The 25,415-nt window shown below is 70.5% G+C and carries 26 protein-coding genes; 15 read left to right on the top strand and 11 right to left on the bottom strand.

Annotated features, from left to right (window positions below; translation table 11 throughout):
• A partial coding sequence (locus ACI3EY_RS07700) for an IS3 family transposase (RefSeq protein WP_405040004.1) occupies positions 1–796 on the top strand: 796 nt, incomplete at its 5' end.
• A gap of 77 nt (positions 797–873) precedes the next feature.
• Here ACI3EY_RS07700 and ACI3EY_RS07695 read toward each other — a convergent pair.
• On the bottom strand, positions 874–1,068 hold the full coding sequence (locus ACI3EY_RS07695; RefSeq protein ID WP_405040003.1) for a hypothetical protein: 195 nt from the start codon (positions 1,066–1,068) through the stop codon (positions 874–876).
• Positions 1,069–1,418: 350 nt separating this feature from the next.
• Between ACI3EY_RS07695 and ACI3EY_RS07690 the strand changes: the two genes are divergently transcribed.
• From ACI3EY_RS07690 to ACI3EY_RS07670, 5 genes are all read left to right on the top strand, one after another.
• Positions 1,419–2,201: an alpha/beta fold hydrolase gene (locus ACI3EY_RS07690; protein ID WP_405040002.1), complete on the top strand. Its 783-nt coding sequence runs from the start codon at positions 1,419–1,421 to the stop codon at positions 2,199–2,201.
• Positions 2,198–2,908 carry an esterase/lipase family protein gene (locus ACI3EY_RS07685; protein ID WP_405040001.1) on the top strand — a complete coding sequence of 237 codons (711 nt, stop codon included), beginning with the start codon at positions 2,198–2,200 and terminating at the stop codon, positions 2,906–2,908. Before ACI3EY_RS07690 ends, ACI3EY_RS07685 begins: the two co-directional genes overlap by 4 nt.
• 133 nt (positions 2,909–3,041) lie before the next feature.
• Positions 3,042–3,380, top strand: a complete 339-nt coding sequence (locus ACI3EY_RS07680; RefSeq protein WP_405040000.1) for a PadR family transcriptional regulator — start codon at positions 3,042–3,044, stop codon at positions 3,378–3,380.
• Between the two features lie 2 nt (positions 3,381–3,382).
• Entirely contained in the window at positions 3,383–4,105 is a 723-nt protein-coding gene (locus tag ACI3EY_RS07675; protein ID WP_405039999.1) for an HAAS signaling domain-containing protein, read from the top strand.
• Positions 4,106–4,388: 283 nt separating this feature from the next.
• Positions 4,389–4,895: a DUF3995 domain-containing protein gene (locus ACI3EY_RS07670; RefSeq protein WP_405039998.1), complete on the top strand. Its 507-nt coding sequence runs from the start codon at positions 4,389–4,391 to the stop codon at positions 4,893–4,895.
• A gap of 351 nt (positions 4,896–5,246) precedes the next feature.
• On the opposite strand, the gene ACI3EY_RS07665 is transcribed toward ACI3EY_RS07670, so the two are convergent.
• Positions 5,247–6,101 carry an alpha/beta fold hydrolase gene (locus ACI3EY_RS07665; protein WP_405039997.1) on the bottom strand — a complete coding sequence of 285 codons (855 nt, stop codon included), beginning with the start codon at positions 6,099–6,101 and terminating at the stop codon, positions 5,247–5,249.
• A gap of 241 nt (positions 6,102–6,342) precedes the next feature.
• Between ACI3EY_RS07665 and ACI3EY_RS07660 the strand changes: the two genes are divergently transcribed.
• The 3 genes from ACI3EY_RS07660 to ACI3EY_RS07650 are packed head-to-tail and all read left to right on the top strand — an operon-like array spanning position 6,343 to position 8,337.
• Positions 6,343–6,846, top strand: coding sequence for a DinB family protein (locus ACI3EY_RS07660; protein WP_405039996.1), 504 nt, complete (start codon positions 6,343–6,345; stop codon positions 6,844–6,846).
• Positions 6,847–6,903: 57 nt separating this feature from the next.
• Positions 6,904–7,632: a VOC family protein gene (locus tag ACI3EY_RS07655; protein WP_405039995.1), complete on the top strand. Its 729-nt coding sequence runs from the start codon at positions 6,904–6,906 to the stop codon at positions 7,630–7,632.
• Positions 7,633–7,674: 42 nt separating this feature from the next.
• A complete protein-coding gene (locus ACI3EY_RS07650) occupies positions 7,675–8,337 on the top strand; it encodes a Type 1 glutamine amidotransferase-like domain-containing protein (protein WP_405039994.1) in 663 nt (220 codons plus the stop codon).
• Positions 8,338–8,438: 101 nt separating this feature from the next.
• On the opposite strand, the gene ACI3EY_RS07645 is transcribed toward ACI3EY_RS07650, so the two are convergent.
• The 6 genes from ACI3EY_RS07645 to ACI3EY_RS07620 all read right to left on the bottom strand — a co-directional run bounded on the left by ACI3EY_RS07645 (position 8,439) and on the right by ACI3EY_RS07620 (position 15,523).
• A complete protein-coding gene (locus tag ACI3EY_RS07645; protein WP_405039993.1) occupies positions 8,439–9,497 on the bottom strand; it encodes a phenylacetaldoxime dehydratase family protein in 1,059 nt (352 codons plus the stop codon).
• Positions 9,494–10,441, bottom strand: coding sequence for a carbon-nitrogen hydrolase family protein (locus ACI3EY_RS07640; protein WP_405038056.1), 948 nt, complete (start codon positions 10,439–10,441; stop codon positions 9,494–9,496). Before ACI3EY_RS07640 ends, ACI3EY_RS07645 begins: the two co-directional genes overlap by 4 nt.
• Positions 10,438–11,946 (bottom strand): sodium:solute symporter family protein, encoded by a 1,509-nt coding sequence (locus ACI3EY_RS07635; protein WP_405039992.1) that lies wholly within the window; start codon positions 11,944–11,946, stop codon positions 10,438–10,440. Before ACI3EY_RS07635 ends, ACI3EY_RS07640 begins: the two co-directional genes overlap by 4 nt.
• Positions 11,943–12,203 (bottom strand): hypothetical protein, encoded by a 261-nt coding sequence (locus ACI3EY_RS07630; RefSeq protein WP_405038058.1) that lies wholly within the window; start codon positions 12,201–12,203, stop codon positions 11,943–11,945. The genes ACI3EY_RS07635 and ACI3EY_RS07630 overlap by 4 nt, the downstream gene beginning before the upstream one ends.
• Positions 12,204–12,270: 67 nt before the next feature.
• Entirely contained in the window at positions 12,271–14,775 is a 2,505-nt protein-coding gene (locus tag ACI3EY_RS07625; RefSeq protein ID WP_405039991.1) for a DNA gyrase/topoisomerase IV subunit A, read from the bottom strand.
• Positions 14,776–14,860: 85 nt separating this feature from the next.
• Positions 14,861–15,523: a GntR family transcriptional regulator gene (locus ACI3EY_RS07620; RefSeq protein ID WP_405039990.1), complete on the bottom strand. Its 663-nt coding sequence runs from the start codon at positions 15,521–15,523 to the stop codon at positions 14,861–14,863.
• A gap of 97 nt (positions 15,524–15,620) precedes the next feature.
• Between ACI3EY_RS07620 and ACI3EY_RS07615 the strand changes: the two genes are divergently transcribed.
• From ACI3EY_RS07615 to ACI3EY_RS07595, 5 genes are all read left to right on the top strand, one after another.
• Positions 15,621–16,640, top strand: coding sequence for a 1-aminocyclopropane-1-carboxylate deaminase (locus tag ACI3EY_RS07615; protein WP_405040006.1), 1,020 nt, complete (start codon positions 15,621–15,623; stop codon positions 16,638–16,640).
• Positions 16,641–16,682: 42 nt separating this feature from the next.
• A complete protein-coding gene (locus ACI3EY_RS07610) occupies positions 16,683–17,882 on the top strand; it encodes an MFS transporter (RefSeq protein ID WP_405039989.1) in 1,200 nt (399 codons plus the stop codon).
• A 164-nt stretch (positions 17,883–18,046) separates the two neighbouring features.
• Entirely contained in the window at positions 18,047–19,258 is a 1,212-nt protein-coding gene (locus ACI3EY_RS07605; RefSeq protein ID WP_405039988.1) for a metal-dependent hydrolase family protein, read from the top strand.
• Entirely contained in the window at positions 19,258–20,196 is a 939-nt protein-coding gene (lhpI, locus tag ACI3EY_RS07600; protein WP_405039987.1) for a bifunctional Delta(1)-pyrroline-2-carboxylate/Delta(1)-piperideine-2-carboxylate reductase, read from the top strand. The genes ACI3EY_RS07605 and lhpI overlap by 1 nt, the downstream gene beginning before the upstream one ends.
• Before the next feature lie 146 nt (positions 20,197–20,342).
• Entirely contained in the window at positions 20,343–21,125 is a 783-nt protein-coding gene (locus tag ACI3EY_RS07595) for an alpha/beta fold hydrolase (protein ID WP_405039986.1), read from the top strand.
• 43 nt (positions 21,126–21,168) lie between these two features.
• On the opposite strand, the gene ACI3EY_RS07590 is transcribed toward ACI3EY_RS07595, so the two are convergent.
• From ACI3EY_RS07590 to ACI3EY_RS07580, 3 genes are all read right to left on the bottom strand, one after another.
• Positions 21,169–22,026, bottom strand: a complete 858-nt coding sequence (locus ACI3EY_RS07590; protein ID WP_405039985.1) for an ABC transporter permease — start codon at positions 22,024–22,026, stop codon at positions 21,169–21,171.
• A complete protein-coding gene (locus ACI3EY_RS07585; protein WP_405039984.1) occupies positions 22,023–23,015 on the bottom strand; it encodes an ATP-binding cassette domain-containing protein in 993 nt (330 codons plus the stop codon). Before ACI3EY_RS07585 ends, ACI3EY_RS07590 begins: the two co-directional genes overlap by 4 nt.
• A gap of 88 nt (positions 23,016–23,103) precedes the next feature.
• Complete coding sequence (locus ACI3EY_RS07580; RefSeq protein ID WP_405039983.1) at positions 23,104–24,378, bottom strand: amidohydrolase; 1,275 nt, start codon at positions 24,376–24,378, stop codon at positions 23,104–23,106.
• Between the two features lie 67 nt (positions 24,379–24,445).
• On the opposite strand from ACI3EY_RS07580, the gene ACI3EY_RS07575 reads away from it, so the two are divergent.
• On the top strand, positions 24,446–25,414 hold the full coding sequence (locus ACI3EY_RS07575; RefSeq protein ID WP_405039982.1) for a PfkB family carbohydrate kinase: 969 nt from the start codon (positions 24,446–24,448) through the stop codon (positions 25,412–25,414).
• The last annotated feature ends 1 nt before the right edge of the window (position 25,415 follow it).

Genomic DNA, 25,415 nt, shown 5'->3' with positions numbered 1-25,415 from the left:
CCCGGTCACCGACGCCGACCTCGCGGCGGCGTACCGCGCGGACGCCCTGTTCAACGCCCACCGCGACGACCCTGAGTTCGGGTACCGGTTCCTGGCCTATGAGGCCCGCGGTGCCGGCCACACCATGAGCGAGCGGACGGCCTGGCGGTTGTGCTCGGACAACGGCTGGTGGTCCGCCTTCGGTAAGAAGCGGGGCAAGAACGGGAGGAAGCCCGGCCCGCCGGTGCATGAGGACCGGTGCGCTGTGATCGATGAGTTGGGCCGGACCCGGCACGAGTTCACCGCCCAGGCTGCGAACGAGTTGTGGGTCGGGGACATCACGGAACATTGGACCGGTGAAGGGAAGCTCTATGTCTGCGCGTTCAAGGACGTGTACTCCAACCGGATCGTGGGCTACTCCATCGACTCCAGGATGAAGTCGCGGATCGCCGTCACCGCACTGAACAACGCCGTCGCCCGGCGCGGTGACGTCACCGGGTGCGCGGTTCACACCGATCGAGGATCGCAATTTCGTAGCAGGAAGTTCGTCCACGCTCTCAACCACCACAGCATGGTCGGATCCATGGGCAGGGTCGGCGCCGCGGGCGACAACGCCGCCATGGAATCCTTCTTCGCCCTGCTGCAGAAGAACGTCCTGAACCGCGGCCCCTGGGCCACCCGCCACGACCTGCGCATCGCCATCGTCACCTGGATCGAGCGGACCTACCACCGCCGCCGACGACAAGCCGCTCTTGGCCGGTTGACCCCCATCGAGTACGAGACCATCATGACCACACCAGCCGACCAGGCTGCGTGACTAACCACTGTCACCTATCCGTGCAGCAGTCCCCAGCGAGGACGCCACGTCCGCTCAATGATGACGTGTCAACTGTTCTACTTATCTTCGGGGTGCTCGGCCTTGCCAAGGTCTCGCACGCGACGCACCCGACGGACACCGTAGGCAATGAGTTCTACAGCCCCCATCACAAGGAGTGCCACTCCGACGATCGTCCACAGCCCCCAGTCGGTGGTGGCGGAGAGAATCGACACGACCGCCGCCCCAATGATGATCGGGAACCAGAAGTACACGGGCGCCAGCGTAGCGTCCCCTGAGACGCTCGGCGTGGCCAGCTCTTCAGCACCTTCGTCCGCGATGCGCGGACATTCCATCGCGGGCCTCAAAGAGCATCCTGTACTGCCGCACCCGGTGCAGTGCGCTAATCCCGTCGCCTCGGCCGGTACGCCGGACTGCACCGGGCCGGTCGCCAGCTCAGTGCAGTCACGCGAACACCTCCATGCCGGTTCGCCAGGGGGCGATGTAGCGGGGCCGCTGGTGGTGTCGCTCGGGTCGGGTGCGGTTTCCTCCCGGTGGCGAGGACGAGGGTGATCCACCAGCAGCGCGTCCTTGGCCTGCCGTTGAGGGTCGTAAACTCCCGATCATGCAGTGGCGGTCGGTGGTCGAGTTCGGGCACGCCGGCACCACGGCCCACGTGCGACGGCTCGGGCCGGACTCCGGTCCGCAGTACGTCCTCGTGCACGGCATCGGGGTCGGGCACTCCTACTTCACCCGGCTCGCGGCGGCCCTCACGGGGACCGGCGCGAAGGCTGCGGGACCCGGCGGGGTCCACGTCCTGGAGCTGCCCGGCTTCGGCGGAACCCCGAGGCCGCCAGCCCCGCTGACGATCGAGCAGCTGGCCGGGGTGGTGGTCGCCTACATCCGCCACACCGGCCTGGACCGCCCCGTCCTCGTCGGCCATTCGATGGGTGCCCAGGTCGTCCTCGAAGCGGTCCTGCAGGACCCGGCGGTCGCCGGCTCGGTCGTCTCGATCGGCGGTGTCGTCGACCCGGTGGCCCGGTCGGTCGCCCGTCAGGGCCTGCGGCTGGTGGCTGACCTCCTCCTGGAGACGCCGTCGGCCAACTGGGTGGTGCTGCGGGACTACGCGCGCACCGGCCCGCGCCGCTACCTCGAGACCGTCCCGATCATGCTCGGCTACCCGACCGATGAGGCGTTGGCCCGGCTGCCGGTGCCCCTGCTGGTGATCCGCGGGAGCCGCGACCCGGTCGCACCGCAGGCCTGGGCCGAGCACATGGCCCGGCTGGCGCCGGTCGGCCGGCTCGTCGAGATCCCCGGGGCGCACGTGGTGATGCACACCCGGCCCGAGGAGGTGGCCCGCGAGATCGCGACCCACTCGGGGGTGGGCCGAGAGGCGGTCGGGCAATGACCGCCGGCATGGGAGCTCGGCTGGTCGGCAGGCTATGGGCGTGGGTGCGCGACTACGCCTACGTCGTCTTCTGGCAGGCGCACGGGCTGGTCGTGCACCAGGACCCGGCCGTCTACCAGGACCTCTCCGGCGCCCACCTGCCCCCGCCCCGCCCCCCCGTCCTGCTGCTGCCGGGTGTCTACGAGCGGTGGCACCTCATGCGCCCCGTCGCCGACCTGCTGCACGACCTCGGTCACCCGGTCCACGTGGTCACCCGCCTCCGGTGGAACACCGCCCCCGTCGTGGCCAGCGCCGAGCTGATCGCGGCACACCTCGACGAGCACGACCTGCGCGACGTGATCCTGGTCGCCCACAGCAAGGGCGGGCTCATCGGCAAGTACGCGATGACCCACCTCGACCCGCAGGAGCGGATCGAGCGCATGGTCGCCATCTCCACCCCGTTCGGCGGATCGGTCTACGCCCGACTGTTCCTGGTGCCGGCCGTGCGAGCGTTCTCACCGTCGAACCGGACCCTGCGGCTGCTGGGCGACGAACTGCGGGTCAACCACCGAATCACCTCGATCTGGAGCGAGTTCGACCCGCACATCCCCGGAGGCTCGAGCCTGCCCGGGGCGACGAACGTCGAGCTGCCCGTGTCCGGGCACTTCCGGATCCTGGCCCAGCGGGAGCTGCTGGAAGCGGTGAGCCTGGCGACGTCTGATGAGTGAGGCCCAGACCGGACGCCATACGTCCATTCAAAGGACCTGATCTGCTGCGCACGGGATGGCCCTCCACGGGATGTCGACCCGTGTCGCTGCCGACAGCGCGTCTTCGTCGCCTCACGCTGGTAACTTGTGGAGCATGGTACCTGGCGACGGACTCATCCTGACCCAGCTTCGACGCGGTGCCCTGGAGTATTGCGTCCTGGCCATGCTGCAGGGCGGCCGGCTCTACGGTCTGGACATCGCTCGGCGGCTCGCGGCCGGGCAGGTGCTGATGTCCAGCGAAGGCACCCTGTATCCGTTGCTGGCCAGGCTGCGTAAAGCCGGGTTGGTCAGCACCACGTGGCAGGAGTCCACCGAAGGCCCTCCGCGCCGTTACTACGAGCTGACTGGTCCAGGTGTGGAGGCGCTGGCCGCGTTCCGTCTGGCGTGGGCCCCGTTCCGGGACGCGGTGGACGCGGCCCTGACAGATGGATAGACATGACGGCGACCGAGCACCCGCTGTGGATCAGCTACGAGCAGGACCTTCGGCACCTCCTGGTCGATCTAGACCCCGGAGAACGAGCCGAGGTACTGGCCGGGGTCCGAGAACACGTCCACGCTTCGCTGGCAGAGAGAGCGAACACGGGCACGGATGACATCCGGGCCGTGCTCACCGGGCTGGGACCGCCTGAAGCGGTGGCACAGGAGGCGTATGCGGGCCACCGGCCAGCGGCCGACTCACCGAGACGCCGAGCGTCGCCGTCCCTGGCGCGTTCCTGGGTGCCGGTGGTGGTGACGTTGTCCCAGGTGCTGGGGCTCCTCATGCTGCTGGTCATCTCATTCGGGTGGGTTGCGTACTCGGTCGTGGAGACCGGTGATTCCACCGGTGCCGTGACGCGAACCGTCAACTACACCAATTCAGCCCTGCCACGCCTGGCAGCCTCGATGATGATCGTGCTACCGATGTGGATACCCGTTCTCGTCCTTGCCGTCATCAGCGACCTTTGGGGCCGGCGGCACACGTTCATGCACATCCTCCTGCTGCCTGCTGCCGCGGTGCTGCTCGCTGGCACCCCTGATGTGGCGTGGGCCCTGGGCGGTGAGGCCGGTCTTCGTGCCGGGTCATGGGGCTCGCTGGCCCTCGTCCTCGTGGGCTATGGGTGGGCCCTGTGGCACCTGACCGCCCGTGGGTTGACGCGTTCCCGCGACCTGCGCGGATGATCGAGATTCAACGAAAGTCCAACCGAAGAAGCGCGCGACAACCGAACACCAAGAGTTGACCTTCCCGGCGCCGTTCCTTCGATCCCTGCACGGCGGCCTACGAATCGATAGGCCTGTGGCGCGTATAGGTGCGCCCGGCTGATCGCCGCGCCAAGGGACGACGTGGGCGCTTGCCAAGGTGGGGGCCGAGGCCCCTCGCGCATCCGGAAACTGCCGCATGGTGCCTCGACGCGAGTTGATGTGCTCGATTGAGTCTCCGGCAGCGTCCGGTACTTTGGCGAACATGGGTCAGATCGCGGCACCGAGCGCAGCTCCTGCAGCTCCTCGTCGGACCCGCTGGGCGCTGGTCGTGGCAGCCGTGGCCGGTACAGGCCACGGCCTCTTCAGTCTCTACTGGGCGGTGGGCGGGACGTGGCTTGTCGAGACCCTCGGTGAGGACATCGTGGAGACGTTCGCCGACCAGCTGTGGCTGTTGCTTCCCGTCGGCGTCCTCAAGGTGGGGTTCGCCGTTCTCCCCCTGCTGCTCGCTGAAAGCGGGCGACCCATCTCGCGAGTGCTGCGAATAGTGCTGTGGCTCGGTGCCGTCACGCTGGTGGTCTGGGGTGGGCTGAACACGGTCGTAGCCCACCTCGTGCTCGCCGGCGTCATTCAGCCGACGGGAGGCTACGACCATCAAGGAATGATCGGACACGCATGGATCTGGGATCCGCTGTTCCTGCTCTGGGGTGTTGCCCTCGTCATGGGACTAAGGCACCCCCAGCCGCTGCGGATCACGCCCGACCGACAGTGAACGCGCACCGGCAATGGATGTAGCCGCCGGAGGTGCGCTGCGACTCGGTGGAGCAGGTGAAGAAGAGCGCTGCCGGACGACGAGGTGCTCGTCGCCGACGTGCAGATCCAATGGCGGGTCGTCGGAAGAGGCGTCGCTGCCGTGCGTGACGCCAGTCTCGCAGGCGGGTCAGGACGCCTCGGCGAGGATGGAAGACGGCGTCCGTGAAGGCGACGATGCCGCAGTCGGTGTGGTGCACCAGCAGCATCTGGGATCCCGAGCAGCCGCTGAGTGATGGCCTGCGAGCGGATCTCGTCGTCAGTGACCGTCGCTCACCGGGCCGTACACCCGAGAGCCACGCCCATGGGACTCTCAGGTTGCGACAGAGTCGATGAAGCGGGTGTAGACGGCCGCGAAGTGCTCGGGATTCTCGAAGAACGGAAAATGGTCACCGCCTTCCGCACGTGTGAACACCTCCAGCTGCGCGCCCGGGATCTGGCCGGCGATCCACCGCTGCGACGTGGCGTCCACGTGGCTGAGCTCACCCCCGGTCACCAGCGTCGGCACGTCGATGCGCGGAAGCACATCTCGCCAGTCCTGCATCACGTGGTCGAGGACGAGGCGTGCACCGTACGGCATCCGTAGCGTCATGTTCTGCTCGAGCAGATAGGCGAAGTCTTCCTCCGAGATGTCGTCGAGAACCATGGAACGGAGGAAGTTGCGCCGGACTGCTTCCGCGTCAGGACCGAGCAGTCCCTCGACGAAACCGGCAGCGCCCGCGAAGTCCATGATCGCGCCGACCTCGCCTGCATCCTCCTGGGTGAGCCAGGGCACCAACGCACAGACGCTGGGCTGATCGATGAGGACGAGCGACTTCACCCGCTCGGTGCCATAGAGATCGACGAACGAGTACAGCACCGAGCAGCCCATGGAGTTGCCCGCGAGGTGAGCGCGGGTGATGGCGAGGTGGTCGAGGAGCTCACGTAGGTCGGTGGCGAGGGAGGCGATGCGAGCCCCGTTGTCGCTGGCACCGGACCGGCCGTGGTTGCGGTAGTCGTAGACCACCGTCCGGTACCGGCCGTCGAGCACCTTCACCAGCCGGTCGTACATGGCGGCCGTCTGCGACCACCCGCTCAGCAGCACTATCGTCTCGTCGCTGCGCCCGGGGGCCGCTTCGGTGTCCTGATACCGGATGGTGCAGCCATCCCTGGTGACGAACTCTCCCATAGTGGTTCCTCTCCTGGAGGCAGCGCCGGTGCTGGCTCTCGCGTTCATCGTCACGTAGGGAGCTGGCTGCTTCAAGGACTGCGGCCGGGATGTCCGGTGTTCACGACGCACTAGCGTTCCATCGAGTGAAACCTGCGACGCCGCCTTCGGCTGGGCGTGCGAACCCCATCACATCCTGGCTGTCTACATCGCCTCGACACCGTCGCCCTTGTCGTTGCGATTCGGGTGATTGGATCTCAACATGCTCACGTTCGACGTACGGACCGCGCTCCAGCGACAGCTCGACATCGAATGGAGGTTCGCGACAGAGTTCGTCCTCGGTCAGATCGACGAGGACACTGCCCTGTGGTCGCCCGCAGGAGCGGCGACCTACTCGGTCCACCGCACTGATGACGGCTGGTCGGCAGACTGGCCTGACGAGGGGAACGATCCGCCAATGGTCCCCACCATGGGCTGGATCCTGTGGCACGTCGAGTGGTGGTGGACCGACACCCTCTTGTTGGTCCATGGGCATGGTCGGGTCGCACCCCAGGATCACGTCTGGAGCGGGACCACGGACGAGATCGTCCGCCTGAAGGAGAAGTGGGATCGGGTGCTGGCCGACGACGACCTCGAGCGCTTGGTGCAGTGGGCCATGCCGGATCCGCAGCCGCTCGGCCTCATCGCCTCCTGGCTCAATTTCGAGCTGGCCAAGAACCTCGCGGAGATCAACCAGCTCAAGATGCTCCGCGCAGCCCTCGGCTGAGCCGCCTCCCCCAGATCGCGGACGGAGTCTGTCCTCGGCCGGACCTACGGTGATGGCATGCGCTTGGAGAACATCGTCATGCAGTCCCGCGACCCGCAAGCGACCGGTCTGTTCTGGTCCGCGGCACTCGGGCTCGTCGACAATGGCCCCGACACCCCGGACGACTACGAGGGCCGACTGTGGTTCGGCGAGGACGCGTGGCTCGACATCTGCATCGAGCGTGCGACCGAGCCACCACCGGCGGACTGGCGGCTGCACCTCGACCTGCACGGCGGGGGACAGCAGGACGAGGTGGTGCAACGGTTGACCGGCCTCGGTGCCACCCGTGTCGACATCGGCCAAGGCGATGTCCCGTGGGTGGTGCTCGCCGACCCTGACGGCAACGCCTTCTGTGTCATGGAGGAGCGCACGGCATACCGCGACACCGGCCCGATCGCCGCCCTCCCGCTCGACAGCGCCGATCCCGCGCGGGACGCGGAGCTGTACTCCGCGCTCACCGGGTGGGTCCGGGCTGAGGGCGTGGGGCCGGTGACCCTTCGGCATCCGAGCCTGCGAGGTCCACTGCTCGAGCTGTGCCCCGAGCCTGTGCCCAAGACGCGTCAGAACCGCACCCACCTCGACGTCCGTCCGACGCAGGACGGGCCGGATCACCAAGGCCTCGTCGAGCTCGCACTCTCGCTCGGTGCGACCGTCTCGACGGACGACTGGGCGCAGGGCCATCCGTGGACGGTGATGCGCGACCCGTCCGGCAACGAGTTCTGCATCCTGTCCGACCTGCAGGACTGAGCACCTGACAGGATCGAGGACGAGTCATCCCATGGAGGAACTGTGAAACTGCTGCTGACATCGGGAGGTGTCACGAACCCGAGCATCCACGCGGCCCTCGACGACCTCCTCGGCAAGCCGGTCGCCGAGTCCCACGCCCTCGTCATCCCGACGGCGCAGTGGGGCCACCCGATGTGCGGTCCGGGCTCGGTGCACGGACTGCTTGCGGCGGGCGACAGCTGGAGGCACCTCACCGGCCTGGGCTGGGCGTCGCTCGACGTCCTCGAGCTCGCCGCGCTGCCCAGCATCGGCGCCGACCGGTGGCTCCCGTGGGTCCAGGATGCGGACGCCCTGCTGGTCGACGGCGGGGACGCGGCCTACCTGTGCCACTGGATGCGCGAGTCAGGCCTCGCCGAGGTGCTGCCCACCATGCCCGACACGGTCTGGGTCGGTGTCAGTGCCGGAAGCATGGTGATGACACCCCGGATCGGCGAGCTCTTCGTCGAGTGGCCGTCCGCCCCGAGTGACCGCACCCTGGGGGTCGTGGACTTCTCGATCTTCCCGCACCTGGAAGCCTTCCCGACGAACACCCTGGCGGCCGCCGAGCAGTGGGCATCGGACCTTGGCGTCCCCGCCTACGCCATCGACGAGCAGACCGCCCTCACCGTGGTCGACGGCACTGTCGAGGTGGTCTCCGAAGGGACCTGGACGACGTTCGAGCCATGACCGTCGATCCTCGGGAATGTCACGCGGTGGCGTCACCGCCTGCGGTCGAACCCTCGGGGGTGCGCTCACGACCGAGGGCTCGACCCCCAAGGCCAGTCCGCTTACACCACCTCGACCAGCGGGCAGTACGGCAGCAGACCGGTCTGCGGGTGGCAGTTCACGTACTCGAACCCCGCCCCCGGGAGCAGCACGAACACCTCGTGCCACGTGACGACCTGTCGGTCGTCGCCCCAGCGCTTCTTGGCCTCGATGGCGTGGCCGAAGATCTTCAGGTGCGTCTGGTGCGAAGCGGCCCAGCGTTCCAGCAGCTCCAGCGACGCGAAGGCGGCGTACACGGACGTCTCCTGCCGTTCGCGGCCGTCCTCGTCCAGGTTCGTCATGATGCGCAGCGACAGGGTGCTGGTCTCCTCGTCGTGCTCGGACAGGTAGGCCATGCCTTCCATGAGCTTCGGCTGCAGCGAGTCCTCGTAGTCCTGCGTCTGCTCCGCGTCCGCGTCGTGCCAGAACTGTCCCGAACGGATCGTCGTCAGGTTCAGCGGGGTGAGCGCGCGCACCCGCCGCCCAGCGAAGTTGTCAACCGCCACATCTCGGCGCAGCACCGGCATCGCGCCGTCCAAGGACTCCACCGCCGAGATCGGCAATCGGTCGCGCGCAGCACCGAAGTATCCGTTCGTCGTGGTCGAGGCCACCACCGACCCCTCGCACCGGGCCAGCCCGATGCGGTACTCGGGGTCGGAGTAGATGGTCTCTTGCCGGTCGTAGGGGACTACCAGCGTCTCTCGCCAGTACCCGACGTCCTCGGCCGTCCGCGTGTCTTCGGCGAACCAGGCGGAGAACGAGGAGTCGCGCTGCCACCGGGCGTGCCGCTCCGGCTCGGTCCAGTACGCCACCAGGACTGCGTTGACGTAGCCTTCGTCGTCGGTGAACCGCATCGTCTCGTGCGCACCGGGGCCGTCCTCGCCGCCGAAGGAGGCGCGCGCCCGGTCGAAGAAGCCTCGCTGCTGCTCCCACGACAGCTCGCGTCCCTGGACCGCCAGGTAGTCGGAGACCACCGCGGTGACGGGTTGCTCGAAGCGCAGGGTCCACCGAGGGGCGGCCGGCTGGTGCCCGTCGGGACGCTGTTCCGGCTGCACCCGCGGGTACTCGACGTGGAAGGTCATGACGGCTCCGGGTCGTCCCGCAGGAACTCGACGGGGGCCTTGCTGCGGGTGTCGACCGTCAACCCGAAGACTTCTGGGCGGGCGTAGTGGCCCACCGGGTCGAAGTCCAGCTTGCTGCGGGTCAGGTCATCCGGCGACACCTCGGCGTAGAGAGTCTCCTCGCGGTCGAACACCGGCCCGGCGAGCACCTCGCCGAGGGGGCTCACGACGACGCTACCGCCGCGCATGAGCACGTCGTCAGGCTGCTCGCCGATGATCCCGGGGTAGTCGTCGCCGAAGGCGCCACGGGTGATGTACTGGCACGCGCTGAGCACGTAGCAGCGCCCCTCCAGGGCGATGTGCTGCACGCTCGCCTGCCAGGTGTCGCGGTCGTCGGCCGTCGGCGCGCAGTACAGCTCGACGCCCTGGGCATACATGGCTGCTCGCATGAGCGGCATGTAGTTCTCCCAGCAGATGACCGCGCCCACGGCACCGGCATCGCTCTGCACGACGGGCAGTGTCGACCCGTCGCCGAAGCCCCAGACCAGCCGTTCGCTGCCGGTCGGCATGACCTTGCGGTGGTGACCGACGAGGCCCTCGACCGGGTCGACGAGCAGGGCCGTGCAGTACAGCGTCGAACCGAGCCGCTCCACGACCCCCATGACGACGAACACACCGTGCTCGGCGGCGGCACCGACGACGGCAGCGACCTCGGGCCCGTCGAGGGTGACGGCCCCGCGCACGTACCTCAGGTATTCGTCTCGGCCCTCGTCCGTACGTCGACCGACGGGGCTGCCGAAGGTGAGGCCTTTGGGATAGGTGCCGATGAACGCCTCGGGGAACAGCACGAGCGACGCGCCGTTGCCGGCTGCCTCCTCCAGCAGCGTGAGCGCCTTGGCCGTGGTGGCGTCCGCGTCGAAGGGCACCGAACCCGCCTGCACCACGGCGACCTTGCTGGCTCTCATCGGACGCCCTCCTGCTCGCTGGCCCGGACGATAGGCGCTTCCTCGCGGTAGTAGCGGCTGAACAGGTGACGGTAGGTGGCTACCTGCTCGGGGTCGACCGGGGCCGTGAACCGACTGACGACGGCCGTCACCGCGATGTTGACCGCGAGCCCGCTGAGGCCCGGGCCGAGCGGCGACAGCCCGGTGATGGCGACCAGCGCCAGCGCAACCACCCCGGCCACGAGGCCGGCCAGGGCGCCGTGTGGGGTGATGCCGCGCAGGTAGAGCACACCCAGCGCGGTCGGCACCAGCTGCAGACCGAGGCCGAAACCGAGCGCCGAGACCGGCACCAGGTAGCCCGCCCCCTGCGGGCTCAGCGCGATCAGGTACACGAGCAGCGTGAGCCCGGCCACGACGACCCGGTTGACGTTGCGCAGTCGTCGGCCGGTGAGCTCCCGGTCGAAGAAGCGACGCCACACGTCCTCGGCGACCAGGCTCGCCGAGGACAGCAGCTGGCTGTTGATGGTCGACATGGCCGCGGCCAGGATGCCGGCCACCACGAGCGCACCGACGATGGGCAGGTACTCGGCGAAAAGCAGCGGCAGGATCGAGTCTGAGTTCTCGTCCGCACCGGGCACGAGGCCGGGGACGATCGCGGCGATCCCGATGAACATGGGCACCAGCGCCATGAGCCACGAGGTCCAGAACGGTGAGATCGCCGCCACCTTGCCCAGCACCTTCGGGTCGCGCGCGGAGTAGAACTTCTGCCACATGTGCGGCAGCACCCACGCGCCGATGCTGAGGCCGAGCCACAGCTCGAGCATCTCGAACGGGCGACCCGACACGACGAGCCGCGACGGGTCGGCCTCCGCGGCAGAACGGAACATGTCGAGATAACCCGTGCGGCCCGCGACGAAGGCAAGGCTGAAGAGCATCACGGCGCCGAAGAACACCCCCATGAACGCGTCCATCCACACCGTCCCACGGAAACCTGCCCACAGCACGACCGTGGCGACGGAGACCGAGGCGATGGTGACACCGACCGTGTACGGGATGGCTCCGTCGGTGAGGCTCTCCAGGGCCGTTGCGCCTCCGGTCAGCTGGATCAGCATGACCGGGACCAGAGCGCAGATCCCGACCAGGGTGTAGGCGAGGCGCAGGACGGGGCTGCGGTAGTAGTGCTCCATCATCTGCCCGGGTGTGATGAACCCGAACCTCTTGCCGGCCAGCCAGATGCGTCCACCGAACAGCCACACGTACACGCTGACCTGGATGACCGCCCAGGTGCCGAAGGCGGTGAACCACAACCCGTCGCGGTAGTAGGAGCCGAACGACCCGAGCAGCGTCCAGGTGGAGAAGTACGTCGCGCTCATGGACAGCAGCAGTGGAAAGGTTCCCAGGCTGCGGTCGCCGACGACGTAGGAGCCGGCAGTGGCGGAGTTCTGCCGGCTCGTCCACCACGAGATGCCGATGAACGCCGCCATGAAGACGGCTAGGACGACGATGGTGAGCTGGGTGACGGTCATCGCACCTCCACCTCCGGCTCGGCCAGCGGATCGGCGAGCAGGCGCTCATGCAGCGGCCGGAAGTGGACGAAGTACATCGCGATGGCACACCCCGTCAGAACCGCGTTCCAGCTGAGCACCCAGGCGAGCCCGAAGGGCACCGGCCCCACCCAGGTCAGCTGCTCAAAGGCTCCGAAGTACGGTGCCCAGGTCGCGAGGACCGCCACGGCGATCACAACCCAGAGCAACAACTTCGCCGGTCTCACGTTTCCTGGCATGCGTCACCACTATAGGGGGATGCCCCTCGCCCGGGGAGAAGTCAGAGAGGGCTCGAGGCCGGAGAGCTCAGCCGACGCTGGCGATCGGGGCCGCGGCCGGCACCCCGGACCCGTCCCGCTTGTCGTTGGTCTCCGGCAGCTCGACGGCCACCCCGTTCCCGGACGCGGCACGCGGGGGAGCGGCGCCGGCCCAGCCGAGGATGAGTGCGTCCTCACCCTTGAGCAGCCGGTGGCAGCGGACCCCGCCGGTGGCCCGTCCCTTCGTGGGGTATGCCCACAGGTCGGTCACCTTGACGGTGCCGGTCTGGGTGGCGGGCGGGCTGGCGGCAGAACCGGCCACGGTGACGACCACGTTCTCCACCGAGGCGTCCACCGCGGTGAAGCCGACGACCGCGCCACCGGCCCCCAGCTTGATCCCGGCCACCCCACCGCCGGAGCGGCCCTGCGGCCGGACCAGGGAGGCGGAGTAGCGCAGCAGGTGCGCCTCGGAGGTGATGAAGACGACCTCCTCCTCACCGGTCGCGAGCTCCAGGGCCCCGACCACGCTGTCGCCGTCCTTGAGGGAGATGACCTCGAAGCTGTCCCGGGAGGGGTAGTCCGGGTTCACCCGCTTGACGACCCCCTGCCGGGTGCCCAGCACCAGGCCCTGCCCCTCGGTCCCCAGGGTGCACAGGCCGAGCACCTGCTCCCCGGGCGGCATGTCCACGAACGCGGAGACCGGGGCCCCACCGGACAGGTTCGGTGCGTCCGCCGAGGGCGGTAGCGCCGGCAGCTCGACGACGGAGAGGCGGACAACCCGGCCGGCGCTGGTCAGCAGACCGACCTCGCCCCGGGCCGTGGCCCGCACCCGCGCGGTGATGACGTCGTGCTTGGCGCGTCGGCCCGCAGCACGCTCGCCCTCGCCGTCAGCCTCGTCCTCGCTGTCGGCGCCGGAGGTCCGGGCCAGCAGCCCGGTGGAGGAGAGCAGCACCCAGCACGGGTCGTCGGCGACCTCGAGCTGCATACCCGCGGTCGTCCCCGTGGCTGCGTTGCGCCCGGAGGTGGCCGCAGACCCGCCACCGCCCGAGCCGTCGCTCTCCAGCAGCACCGTGCGCCGCGGGGTGCCGTGCTCGGCGGCGACCTCGGCCAGCTCCTGCGACACGACCCTGCGCAGCAGCGCCTCGTCGCCCAGGATCGCCTGCAACTCCTCGATCTCGCGGCGCAGCTCGTCACGCTCGCTCTCCAGCTCGATCCGGGAGAACTTGGTCAGCCGGCGCAGCTGCAGGTCGAGGATGTGGTTGGCCTGGATCTCGGTCAGGTCGAAGACCTGCATCAGCCGCTCCCGCGCGGTGCCGACGTCCTCGGCGGCCCGGATCAGCTGGATGACCTCGTCGATGTCGAGGATCGCGATCAGCAATCCCTCGACCAGGTGCAGCCGGTCCTGCTTCTTCGCCAGCCGGTGCGCGGTCCGGCGACGCACCACGTCGGTGCGGAAGTCGACATACACAGCCAGCAGCTCGCGCAGCCCCAGGGTGCGCGGCTGGCCCTCGACCAGCGCGACGTTGTTGATCCCGAAGGACTCCTCCATCGGGGTCAGCTTGTAGAGCTGCTCGAGCACCGCGTCGGGGTTGAACCCGGTCTTGATCTCGATCACCAGGTGCAGGCCCTTGGTCCGGTCGGTGAGGTCGATGATGTCGGAGATGCCCTGCAGCTTCTTGCTCTGGACGAGCTGCTTGACCTTCTCGATGACCTTCTCCGGACCCACCGTGTAGGGCAGGTCGGTGACGACGATGCCCTTCTTGCGGGGGGTGACGTTCTCTATCCGGGCGGTGGCGCGCGTCCGGAAGCTGCCGCGGCCGCTCTCGTAGGCATCACGGATCCCGTCCAGGCCTACGATCCGCCCGCCGAGCGGCAGGTCGGGCCCGGGCACGAAGCGCATCAGCGCCTCCAGGTCGGCCTCCGGGTGCGCGATCAGATGCCGGGCGGCGCCGATCACCTCCACCAGGTTGTGCGGCGGCATGTTGGTCGCCATCCCGACCGCGATGCCGGTGGCGCCGTTGACCAGCAGGTTCGGGTATGCCGCGGGCAGCACCTCCGGCTGCAGCAGCTGGTCGTCGTAGTTGGGGACGAAGTCGACGGTGCTCTCGTCCAGGCTGCCGGTCATCAGCAGCGCGGCCGGCGCCATCCGGGCCTCGGTGTAGCGGCTGGCGGCGGGCCCGTCGTCGAGGGAGCCGAAGTTGCCGTGCCCGTCGACCAGCGGCAGCCGCATGGTGAACGGCTGCGCCATCCGGACCATCGCGTCGTAGATGGCGGTGTCCCCGTGCGGGTGGTACTTACCCATGACCTCACCGACGACCCGTGAGCACTTGACGTGCGCCTTGTCCGGGCGCAGCCCCAGCTCGCGCATCCCGAAGAGGATCCGGCGCTGCACCGGCTTCAGGCCGTCCCGGGCGTCCGGCAGCGCACGGGAGTAGATGACCGAGTAGGCGTACTCCAGGAACGCCCCCTCCATCTCCTCCTGGACGTCGACGTCGATGATCTTCTCCTCGACGTCGAAGAGGTCTTCGCTCTGCGGGCGCTTGCGACGGGCCATGGGGAGGTGGGGCGACCTTTCGTGCTCACGGTGGGGCCCCGACGGGCGCGTCAGGGTCCGTTCAGGGTATGCCGAGGGCCCGGGATCACGGCGGAGGCGCGGCGGGCCGGGGTCGGCCCAGGCCCAGCCAGTTGGCCCGGGTCGCCTGCACGGCCCCGGGGACGTCGCCCTCGCGGAGCCGGCGGACGATGAGGTCGTGCTCGGCGGGGGAGTCGCTGCCGGTGAGCGAGCCGAAGTGCAGGAACTCGGCCCGCCGCAGCATCGCCGTCACCGCGTCCAGCTGGTCGGCCAGGATCGGGTTGCCGGCGGCCTGGACGGCCACCGCGTGGAAGTCGTCGTCGGCCTGCAGCGCCGCGGCGGGGTCGGGCACCGACAGGGCCTCCCGCAGCCGGGCGGTGGCCTCGTCCATGGTTGCCAGGTCGTCGGCGCCCAGGCGGGATGCCGCGGTGCGGACGGCGAGCCCGTGCAGCTCGGCCGCCACCTCCCGGGCGTGCGCCAGGGTCGTCTCGTCCTCGGGGGAGACGGTGGTCACCCGCCCGGGCCGGGCCAGCACCAGACCGTCACGGCCCAGCCGCAGCAGCGCCTCCCGGACGGGGGTGCGAGACACCCCGAGCCAGGCGCCGAGCTCGGCGTCGTTGATCTTCTCCCCAGGGGCCAGCCGGCCCCGGACGATCGCGTCCCTGATCTGGCCGTAGACGTCGTCGCGCAGCAGGCTGCGGCTGCGTGCGGGGGTGCTGGGGACCGGCATCCACCCAGCCTAGAGGCCGGGACCGCCGCCGCAACGCTGCGATATGCAATATATTGCTGATGTGGTCCGGCCCACGGACCGGGAAGAGAGCACCTCGATGGCACTGTCCGACTACCCCCGCCACCCCCTCACCTTCGGGCCCAGCCCGGTGCACCCGCTGGACCGGCTCAGCGACCATCTCGGTGGGGCGAGGGTCTGGGCCAAGCGCGAGGACGTCAGCTCCGGGCTGGCCTTCGGCGGCAACAAGACCCGCAAGCTGGAGTACATCGTCCCCGACATCCTCGCCTCCGGTGCCGACACCCTGGTCTCCATCGGGGGCTACCAGTCGAACCACACCCGGCAGGTCGCGGCGGTCGCCGCCCACCTCGGGCTCAAGGCGGTCCTCGTGCAGGAGCGCTGGGTGGACTGGGAGGACCCGGGCAACGACCGGGTCGGCAACATCGAGCTGTCCAGGATCATGGGCGCCGACGTCCGGCTCGACGACGCCGGCTTCGACATCGGCATCCGCTCCAGCTGGGAGGCCGCGATCGCCGAGGTCGAGGAGGCGGGCGGGACGGCATACCCCATCCCGGCGGGCGCCTCCGAGCACCACCTGGGCGGGTTGGGCTTCGCGAACTGGGCGCACGAGGTGGTGGCGCAGGAGGAAGAGCTCGGAGTCTTCTTCGACACCGTCGTGGTGTGCACGGTGACCGGCTCCACGCATGCCGGGATGATCGCCGGCTTCGCCGAGATCGAGGACGCGGGCGGGCGGCCGCGCCGGGTCATCGGGATCGACGCCTCCGCCACCCTGGAGAAGACCCGCGACCAGGTCCGCCGGATCGCCACCCACACCGCTGGCCTGCTCGACCTGGGCCGGGAGCTGCGCGACGACGAGATCACCGTGCTTCCCGGCTGGGAGGGGCCGGCCTACGGCATCCCGGACGAGGCGACGGTGGAGGCGATCCGAACGGTCGGCCGGCTGGAGGGCGTCATCCTGGACCCGGTCTACGAGGGCAAGTCGATGGCCGGGCTCATCGACCTCGTCGGCGACGGCACCATCGGTCCGGACTCGACCGTGCTCTACGCGCACCTCGGTGGGCAGCTGGCGCTCAACGCCTACAGCGCGATCTTCGACTGACGCGACCTCGGCGGTGCACCCCAGCACGCATACCCTGTCCCGGTGAGCAGACCCTCGAGCGCCGGCCTGACCCTGGCCGCGGTGGTCCTGGTCGCCCTCAACCTGCGCGGCTCCATCGCCGCGGTGCCCCCGCTGCTGGGGGAGCTGCAGGAGGAGATCGGGCTGTCCACGGCCGGTGCCAGCCTGCTCACCACGCTGCCGGTGCTGCTGTTCGCCCTCGCCGCGCCCGGGGCGGTCCGGCTCGGGCGCCGGGTCGGCCCGGGCAGCGCGATCCTGGTCGGCCTCGCCCTGGTGGTCCTCGGGTCGGTGGCGCGGGTCCTCGGCGGACCGGTGGCCCTGCTCGTCGGCACCCTCGTGCTCGGGGTGGGGATGACGATCGGCAACGTGCTGGTGCCGGTGGTGGCCAAACGGGACTTCCGGGAACGCGCCCCGCAGCTGATCGGGGCGTTCACCGCGAGCCTGGCGGTGGGTGCGTCGCTGACCGCGGCGTTGACGGTGCCGGTGGCGCACCAGTTCGGTTGGCGGGTCGGGCTCGGGGTCTGGGGTGTGCTGGCGGTGCTCGCCGCGCCGCTGTGGTGGCTCGCGGTGGCCCGGCACGAGCGACAGGAACGGCGTGAGGAGCGGCGGGCGGCTGCGGACGACGGGTCGGTCACCACCCGGCCGGCGGTCCGGACGCTGTGGCGCTACCGGCTGGCGTGGGTGGTCGCGGTGGCGCTGGGCACCCAGTCCGCCCTCTACTACAGCTTCACCACCTGGATCCCGACGTACCTCATGGAGGAGGTAGGGCTGGCCCAGGTCACCGCTGGGTATGCGCTGTCCGTCTTCCAGGTGATGGGCATCCCGTTCACCCTCGCCGTGCCCTGGCTGACCAGACGACGGCCCACCCAGGGCTGGATCGGCTGCACCGTGGCCGTGGTGTGGATCCTGGTGCTGCTCGGGCTGGCGGTGCTGCCGCAGGCCTGGCCGCTCTGGGTGGTGGTGGCCGGCGCCGCCCAGGGGACCGGCTTCGCGCTCGCGCTCACCCTGATCGTGCTGCGCTCGGCGGACGAGAGCGTCACCGGGCCGCTGTCCGGGATGAGCCAGCTGATCGGCTACAGCATCGGGGCCGCCGGCCCGTTCGTCGTCGGGGTGCTGGCCTCGGCGACCGGCGGCTGGGCGGTGCCGGGCCTGGTGCTGATCGGGGTGGCGATGGCGGCCTTCGCCTCGATGTGGGTCGCCGGCCAGGACCGCACCATCACCTGACCACCCTTTCTCCGACCGGGCGCGCGTTGTGCTCCGACCGGGCGGGCGTCGTGCTCCGACCGGGCGGGCGTCGTGCTCCGACCGGGCGGGCGTCGTGCTCCGACCGGGCGGGCGTCGTGCTCCGACCGGACGACCGGCATACCCCGCCGGGTAGCGTGCAGACCATGAGCAGCGTTCTCTTCAGTGGTGGCACGGTGGTCGACGGCACGCTCGCCGAGCCCACCGTCGCGGATGTCCTGGTGGTCGACGGACGGGTGGCCCAGGTCGGCCCGAGCCTGGAGGTCGAGGCGGACACCGTCGTCGACTGCACCGGGAAGACGGTCACCCCGGGACTCTTCGACTGCCACGTGCACTTCATGTTCGAGCAGCCCAGCGTCACCCGCGCCCTGCAGACCCCGTTCAGCCTGCCGTTCTTCGAGGCGGCCGGACGGATGCAGCGCACCTTGGCCACCGGGATCACCTGGGTGCGCGACGCCGGCGGATCCGACCTGGGCGTGGCCGAGGCGGTCCGCCGCGGGCTGGTGCCGGGCCCGCGCATGCAGATCGCGATCAACATGATCAGCCAGACCGGCGGTCACGGGGACGACTGGCAGCTGTGCGGGGCGCACGTCGGGTTCATGCCCGAGCACCCGGGCTGCCCCTCCGGCGTGGTGGACGGACCGGTCGAGATGCGCAAGAAGGTCCGTGAGCTGATCCGCGGCGGTGCCGACGTGATCAAGGTCGCCACCAGCGGCGGGGTCCTCTCCCCGCGCAGCAACCCGCTGCACGGTCACCTGCGCGACGACGAGCTCACCGCCCTGGTCACCGAGGCCAGCGCCGCGGGCCTGCACGTGATGGCGCACGCCCAGGCCACCGCCGGCATCAAGTCCGCGATCCGCAGCGGCATCCGGTCCATCGAGCACGGAATCTACCTGGACGATGAGGCGATCGAGATGATGCTCGAGCGCGGCACCTGGCTGGTGCCGACCCTGCTCGCCCCGCGGGCGGTGCTCGCCCAGGCGGATGCCGGAGCCCCGCTGCCGGACGCGGTCGTGGCCAAGGCCCGGCTCGTCTCCCAGGCGCACGACGACTCCGTGCGGCGCGCGATCGAGGCGGGCGTGAAGGTCGCCATGGGCACCGACTCCGGGGTCGGCGTGCACGGCACGAACCTGGACGAGCTGGCCCTGATGCGGGACCTCGGGATGAGCGCCGTCCAGACCTGGCACGCGAGCACCCAGGTCGCCGCCGAGCTGCTCGGGGTCGCCGAGGAGCACGGCACCCTGGAGCCGGGCAAGGTCGGTGACGTCGTCGTCCTCGACGGCGCCTACGACGACCTCACCGGTCTGGGGGAGCGGGTCGAGCAGGTGTGGCTCGCGGGGGAGCGGGTCGCGCTCTGATGCGCCTCCTCGACGCAGCCCAGGTCCGGGACGCACTCGAGCCGGCCGCACTGGTCGCCGCCCTGCGGGAGGTCTTCGCCGCCGACGACGTGCACGTCCCGGAGCGGATGAACCTGCGCCTCGGCGCGGACCAGCAGGACACCCTCCTCGTCAAGCCCGCCTGGCGCGACGGCGGATGGCTCGGGGTGAAGATCGCCACCCACCACCCCGGTAACGGCACCCGTGGTCTCCCCGCCATCCACGGGACGTATGCCCTCATCGACGCGGCGACCGGCGTCCCCGTCGCCGTCCTTGACGGCACCGAGCTCACCCGGTGGCGGACCGCCGCCGCCAGCGCCCTGGCCGCCGACCACCTGGCACCCAGGGTCGTGCGCGAGCACCTGCTGGTCGGCGCCGGGAACGTCTGCGCCGCTGTCCCCGCCTGCTACTCCGCCGTCCGCGACGTGCAGCTGACCCGCGTCTGGGCGCGGCAGCCGGACCAGGCGGAGACCCTCGCCGCCCAGCTGCGGGAGGAAGGCGTGGCCGCCGAGGCGGTCGACGACCTGCGCGCCGCCGTCCGCACCGCCGACGCCATCACCTCTGCCACCTCGGCCACCAGCCCGCTGATCCTCGGCGAGGACGTCTCACCCGGCACCCACGTCGACCTGATCGGCTCGTTCACCCCCGACATGGTCGAGGCGGACGAGGCACTCGTCACCAGCGCCCGGGTGGTGGTCGACGTCCCCGAGGCACGGCATACCTGTGGGGAGCTCGCCGGACCCCTGCGCCGCGGGACGCTCACCGAGGACGACGTCGCAGTCACCCTGGCGGACCTCGCGTCCGGGCGGGACCCGGGCCGCCGGGATGAGTCCGAGGTCACCGTCTTCAAGTCCGTCGGCACGGCCGCCGAGGACCTGGCCGCAGCCGTGCTCGTCTGGCGGGCCACCACCTCCTCCTGAGCAGGGTGGGGCGCAGGCATACCTGTGCGGAAACGGTGTGTCACATCGTTATCAGGACGACCGATGTGACACACCGTTTCCGCACACCCATCGGTCGGCCTGCTCCCACCAGGGATGCCCGAGGACCACCGCCCTAGGATCGGTGGATGACTCTCCATCACGTACGGCGCGGCAGCGGCAACCCCCTGCTGCTGGTCCACGGCCTCGGCGCAGGCTCGCAGTCCTGGGCCCCGATCCTCGAGAGGCTGACCGCAGAGCGCGAGGTCATCGCCGTCGACCTGCCCGGCTTCGGTGAGTCCGCACCGCTGACCGGAGAGGTCTCGATCGCGACCCTGACCGACGCGGTCGCCGACTTCATCGACGAGCAGGGCCTCGGCGCGGTCTCCACCGCGGGCCAGTCCATGGGTGCCCGGATCGTGCTCGAGCTGGCCCGCCGCGGGGTGGGCGGCGACACCGTCGCCCTCGCCCCCGGCGGCTTCTGGAGCGACCGTGAGGTCGCCGTCTTCAGCGGCACCCTGCGTCCCTCGATCAAGCTCGTCACGGCGCTCAGCGGGGCTCTGCCCACCCTGCTGGGCAACCCGGTGTCGCGCTCTGCCCTGCTCGCGCAGTTCTCGGCCCGCCCCTGGGCGCTGTCGGCCGACACCGTGCTGCCGGACCTGCGCGGGCTCGCCACGGCACCCTCGACCGGCGCGGCCATGGACGCCCTGACGAAGGGACCGAAGCAGGAGGGCGCCGCCCGCGGCACGCTGCCCGGACAGGCCACGATCGGCTGGGGCCGCCGCGACCTGGTCACCCTGCCCCGGCAGGCCCAGCGCGCCATCACGGCCTTCCCGGACGCGGAGCTGCACTGGTTCGAGCGGTGCGGGCACTTCCCGCAGTGGGACGCGCCCGAGGAGGCAGCCAGGCTCATCCTCGACCGGACCGCCTGAGGCGTCCCCGGGGATCACTGACCGCTGACCTTCGCCCTCGCCCTCAGCGCGAGGACGCCTTCCGGAAGCGTGACACCGCGAGCGGGATGAAGACGGCCAGCATCAGCAGCGACCCGGCGATGATGGTGAGCACCGGGTTCTGCATCGGGAAGGTGTCCGGCGTCGGTGCGCCGCCCGTGTTGCCGAACAGCTCCCGGGCCGCCTGGACCAGCGCCGAGATCGGGTTCCAGTTGGCGAAGACCTCCAGCACGCGCGGCAGGTTCTGGGTCTGCACGAAGGCGTTGGAGATGAAGGTCAGCGGGAAGAGGATCATGAACGAGGCGTTGTTGATCACCTCGGGCGTGCGCACGACGATCCCCAGCAGCGCCATCACCCAGCTGAAGGCGTAGCTGAACAGCAGCAGGATGCCGACACCACCGAGGAACGAGAGCCAGCCCTCGGTGAACCGCCAGCCGATAACGAAGCCGGTGGCCATCATGATGACCATCGAGACCGCGTTCAGCGCCAGGTCGGCGTTGGTCCGTCCGAAGAGCACCGCCGAGTCGTGCATCGGCAGCGTCCGGAACCGGTCGATCATCCCCTCCTTGAGGTCCTGCGCCATCTGGTAGCCCGAGAAGGTGGACCCGAAGAGCACCGTCTGCCCGAAGATCCCGGCCATCAGGTAATCGGTGTAGTTGACCCCCTCGGTCTCGATGGACCCGCCGTACACCTGGCTGAACAGGACGACGAACATGATCGGCTGGAGCACCGCGAAGAGCAGGATCTCGGGGTTGCGGCGGAACTTGATGAGGTTGCGCCAGGTGACCGTGGCGACGTCGCTCGCCCAGGTCCCGAGCGTCGCGCCCCTGTCGCCCCCGGTCGCCGGCCGCGTGGTCCCGGAGGTGGTGTTCACAGCGGTCATGGTCGGGCTCCCTGCTCGATCGTCTCGTCAGCCGTCTCGTCGGCACGCTCCCGGCCGGTGAGGGCCAGGAAGACGTCGTCGAGGGTGGGGCGGCGCATCCCCGCGTCGTGCAGCTCGACCCCGGTGTCGGCGAGCGCCCCCAGCACCTGCTGCAGCGCCTGCGGACCACCGGCGACCGCGACCGACAGGGTCCGGCCGGAGGAGTCGACCTGCACCTCCTCGGTGCCGTGCCGGGCCAGCACCTCGGACGCGGCACCGCTCTGCGCGGCGTCCACCAGGGTCACCACGACCCGGTGGCCACCGATCTGCGCCTTGAGCTCGTCGGCCGTGCCCTCGGCGATCACCGTCCCGTGGTCGATGACGCTGATGTCGTCGGCCAGGTAGTCGGCCTCCTCGAGGTACTGGGTGGTGAGCAGCACCGTGGTGCCGTGCTTGACCAGGTCCTTGATGACCTCCCACAGGCCGATCCGGCTGCGCGGGTCCAGCCCGGTCGTCGGCTCGTCGAGGAAGAGCACCCGCGGGGTGTTGACCAGGGCGCAGGCCAGGTCGATGCGCCGGCGCATACCCCCGGAGAAGCCCTTGACCGGGCGGTCGGCGGCCTCGACCAGGTCGAACTGCTCCAGCAGCTCACCCGCGCGGGCCTTGGCACGCCGCGAGCCCAGGTGGTAGAGCCGGCCCACCATCTCCAGGTTCTCCCGGCCGGTGAGGTGCTCGTCGACCGCCGCGTACTGGCCGCTGGCACCGATCACCTGGCGCACCGCCTCGGGGTCGCTGAGGACGTCGATGCCATCCACCGTCGCGGTGCCACCATCCGGCTGCAGCAGCGTGTTGAGCACCTTGACGGCGGTCGTCTTGCCGGCTCCGTTGGGGCCCAGCAGCCCCTTGACGGTGCCCTCGGGCACGCTCAGGCTCAGCCCTGCGAGGGCATGCACGTCGCCGGAGCGGGAGTGATAGGTCTTGCGCAGGTCATGCGCCTCGATGATGGCCACGCTGGCATGCTAGGCCCGACCCCTGACATACCCGCAATGCCTTTTCGCCGCAAGCCGAAACGAACCGCTACCGGTCCGCCCCCACCGGTCAGGGCTGCGGGCGCCCCACCCAGGCCATCGTCGCGGCGACCATCGCCCGCACCCCGGTGTCCAGCGTCGGCTGCAGCTCCGGGGCGAAGTGCGAGGAGTGGTTGTCCGGGAAGTCGTGCCGCTCGCTGCCCCGCGCCTCCGCGGCCGCCCACGCGTCGGCGTCGAACGCCCCGAACCCCCAGTAGCAGTAGGGCACGCCCCAGGCGTTCGGCAGCTCGGAGAAGTCCTCCGAACCCATCTCCGGGGTGAAGTCCCGCACCTGCCCGGCCCCGAGCTCGGCACCGAGAGCGGCCCGCACCACCGCGGTGGCGTCCGGGCTGTTGTCGGTGACCGGCAGGTGGTCGAAGGTCTCCACCAGCGGGTCGGGGGCGCCCCAGGCGAGGGCCTCGGCGCGCGCGGTGCGCTCGATGACCTCGAGGCAGTGCCGTGCCACCGCGTCGTCGTAGGTGCGCACCGTCCCCTCCAGCACCGCGTGCTCGGGGATGATGTTGGTCTTCGTCCCGGCCGCGATCCGACCGACCGTCAGCACCGCGGTGGCCTGCGGAGACACCTGCCGGGAGATCACCGTCTGCAGCCGCATCACCAGCGAGGCGGCCATCACCACCGGGTCGATCGCGGTGTGCGGCGCGGACCCGTGCCCGCCCTTTCCGTAGAGGGTGACCCGGAAGTCGTCGCAGCTCGCCATGATCGGCCCGGCCGCCACCTGCACCGACCCTGCGGGCCCCGGCAGCACGTGCTGGCCCAGCGCCACGTCCGGTCGCGGGACCGCGTCGACGAGCCCCTGCGCCACCATCGCCTCGGCCCCGTTGAACTGCTCCTCGGCCGGCTGGAAGACGGCGACCAGGGTGCCGGACCAGTGCTCGCGCCCCGCCAGCAGCAGCCGCACCGACGCCAGCAGCGTCGCCACGTGGGTGTCGTGGCCGCAGGCGTGCATCACCGGGACCTGCTCACCGGCGGCGTTCATGGTGGTGACCGTGGAGGCATACTCCAGTCCGGTGTCCTCGGCGACCGGGAGCCCGTCCATGTCGGCGCGCACCAGGACGGTCGGTCCCTCGCCGTTGCGCAGCACCGCGGTCACCCCGGTCCCACCCAATCCGGTGCCGATCTCGAAGGCCGTCCCGTCCGGATCCATCTCCCGCAGCTCCTCGACGACGCGGGCGGCGGTGCCGTGCTCGGCCATCGACAGCTCCGGGTGCGCGTGCAGGTGCCGATAGAGGTCCTCCAGCCAGGGCCGGACGGTGGGCAGGGCGGCGAGGACGGCGCTGGTGCTCATGCGCCCGAGGGTATGCGCTCGCCGGGGCGGCGCCGTGCGCGGACCGCACCGTGGCAGGCTGGCCGCCATGACCTCGTCGTCCCGCAGGGTGATCCACACCGGTCAGGCCATGGTCGACCTCGTCGTCGAGGTGCCCCGGCTGCCGCCCCGCGGCGGGAACGTGATGGCCGAGACCGCCACCCGGTATGCCGGTGGCTCGGTGACCATCGTCGTCGCGGCCGCCCGCACCGGGGCGGAGGCGGTGCTCGCCGGGGCGGTCGGCACCGGACCCAACGGCGACCTGGTCCGGGAGGTGCTCGCCGCCGAGGGCGTCCGGGCGAGCGCGGCCCCGGTCACCGACCTGGACACCGGGGTCTGCGTGGTGCTGGTGGAGCCGAGCGCCGAACGCACCTTCGTCACCACCCGGGCGGCCGAGCGCCGGATCACCGCCGAGTCGCTGGCCACCAGCCGACCGGCGGCGGGCGACCTCGTCTGCGTCTCCGGGTACACGTTGCTGCCGCCGACCCAGGGCCCGCTGCTGACCTGGCTGGAGGCTCTGCCCGCGGGGGTCGACGTGGTGCTCGACCCCGGCGCGCCGATGGCGACGCTCGAGGCATCCGTCGTCGAACGGGTGCTGGCACGGACCACCGTGTGGACCTCGAACGCGCAGGAGGCGCGGGAGCTGGTCGGCGATCCGAGCGACACGGAGGACAACGCTGCCGACCCCACCCCGAGCGTGGCGGACCTCTGCGAGGCGGTCGCCCGCCTGCTCCCCGAGGGCGCCGTGGTGGTGGTCCGCGACGGCCCGGACGGCTGTGTGGTGCGCGTGGACGGGCGGACCACCGAGGTCGACGGCTTCCCGCAGACCCCGGTCGACACCAACGGCGCCGGCGACACGCATACCGGCGTGCTGTGCGCCGAGGTCGCCGGTGGCCGCGACTGGCCGGAGGCGGCTCGCCGGGCCAACGCCGCAGGGGCCATCAAGGTCACGCGGCGCGGACCGGCGACGGCCCCCACCGCGGCCGAGGTCGACGCCTTCCTCGCGGGCCGCGCCTGAC

This window comes from Serinicoccus shuyuelongi (assembly GCF_045032955.1).
Taxonomy (GTDB): domain Bacteria; phylum Actinomycetota; class Actinomycetes; order Actinomycetales; family Dermatophilaceae; genus Ornithinicoccus.
Note: the sequence above shows the minus strand (reverse complement) of the source record. Positions and strands in the feature narration are given on the sequence as shown.

What these genes read in the sequence shown, in the direction of transcription:
- ACI3EY_RS07660 (WP_405039996.1), top strand. Translation starts at nt 6,343, where the DNA reads ATGCTCACGTTCGACGTACGGACCGCGCTCCAGCGACAGCTCGACATC.
- lhpI (WP_405039987.1), top strand. Translation starts at nt 19,258, where the DNA reads ATGCGCCTCCTCGACGCAGCCCAGGTCCGGGACGCACTCGAGCCGGCC.
- ACI3EY_RS07670 (WP_405039998.1), top strand. Translation starts at nt 4,389, where the DNA reads ATGGGTCAGATCGCGGCACCGAGCGCAGCTCCTGCAGCTCCTCGTCGG.
- ACI3EY_RS07630 (WP_405038058.1), bottom strand. Translation starts at nt 12,203, where the DNA reads ATGCCAGGAAACGTGAGACCGGCGAAGTTGTTGCTCTGGGTTGTGATC.
- ACI3EY_RS07675 (WP_405039999.1), top strand. Translation starts at nt 3,383, where the DNA reads ATGACGGCGACCGAGCACCCGCTGTGGATCAGCTACGAGCAGGACCTT.
- ACI3EY_RS07680 (WP_405040000.1), top strand. Translation starts at nt 3,042, where the DNA reads ATGGTACCTGGCGACGGACTCATCCTGACCCAGCTTCGACGCGGTGCC.
- ACI3EY_RS07615 (WP_405040006.1), top strand. Translation starts at nt 15,621, where the DNA reads ATGGCACTGTCCGACTACCCCCGCCACCCCCTCACCTTCGGGCCCAGC.
- ACI3EY_RS07635 (WP_405039992.1), bottom strand. Translation starts at nt 11,946, where the DNA reads ATGACCGTCACCCAGCTCACCATCGTCGTCCTAGCCGTCTTCATGGCG.
- ACI3EY_RS07580 (WP_405039983.1), bottom strand. Translation starts at nt 24,378, where the DNA reads ATGAGCACCAGCGCCGTCCTCGCCGCCCTGCCCACCGTCCGGCCCTGG.
- ACI3EY_RS07685 (WP_405040001.1), top strand. Translation starts at nt 2,198, where the DNA reads ATGACCGCCGGCATGGGAGCTCGGCTGGTCGGCAGGCTATGGGCGTGG.
- ACI3EY_RS07605 (WP_405039988.1), top strand. Translation starts at nt 18,047, where the DNA reads ATGAGCAGCGTTCTCTTCAGTGGTGGCACGGTGGTCGACGGCACGCTC.
- ACI3EY_RS07655 (WP_405039995.1), top strand. Translation starts at nt 6,904, where the DNA reads ATGCGCTTGGAGAACATCGTCATGCAGTCCCGCGACCCGCAAGCGACC.
- ACI3EY_RS07620 (WP_405039990.1), bottom strand. Translation starts at nt 15,523, where the DNA reads ATGCCGGTCCCCAGCACCCCCGCACGCAGCCGCAGCCTGCTGCGCGAC.
- ACI3EY_RS07665 (WP_405039997.1), bottom strand. Translation starts at nt 6,101, where the DNA reads ATGGGAGAGTTCGTCACCAGGGATGGCTGCACCATCCGGTATCAGGAC.
- ACI3EY_RS07575 (WP_405039982.1), top strand. Translation starts at nt 24,446, where the DNA reads ATGACCTCGTCGTCCCGCAGGGTGATCCACACCGGTCAGGCCATGGTC.
- ACI3EY_RS07645 (WP_405039993.1), bottom strand. Translation starts at nt 9,497, where the DNA reads ATGACCTTCCACGTCGAGTACCCGCGGGTGCAGCCGGAACAGCGTCCC.
- ACI3EY_RS07625 (WP_405039991.1), bottom strand. Translation starts at nt 14,775, where the DNA reads ATGGCCCGTCGCAAGCGCCCGCAGAGCGAAGACCTCTTCGACGTCGAG.
- ACI3EY_RS07590 (WP_405039985.1), bottom strand. Translation starts at nt 22,026, where the DNA reads ATGACCGCTGTGAACACCACCTCCGGGACCACGCGGCCGGCGACCGGG.
- ACI3EY_RS07690 (WP_405040002.1), top strand. Translation starts at nt 1,419, where the DNA reads ATGCAGTGGCGGTCGGTGGTCGAGTTCGGGCACGCCGGCACCACGGCC.
- ACI3EY_RS07640 (WP_405038056.1), bottom strand. Translation starts at nt 10,441, where the DNA reads ATGAGAGCCAGCAAGGTCGCCGTGGTGCAGGCGGGTTCGGTGCCCTTC.
- ACI3EY_RS07595 (WP_405039986.1), top strand. Translation starts at nt 20,343, where the DNA reads ATGACTCTCCATCACGTACGGCGCGGCAGCGGCAACCCCCTGCTGCTG.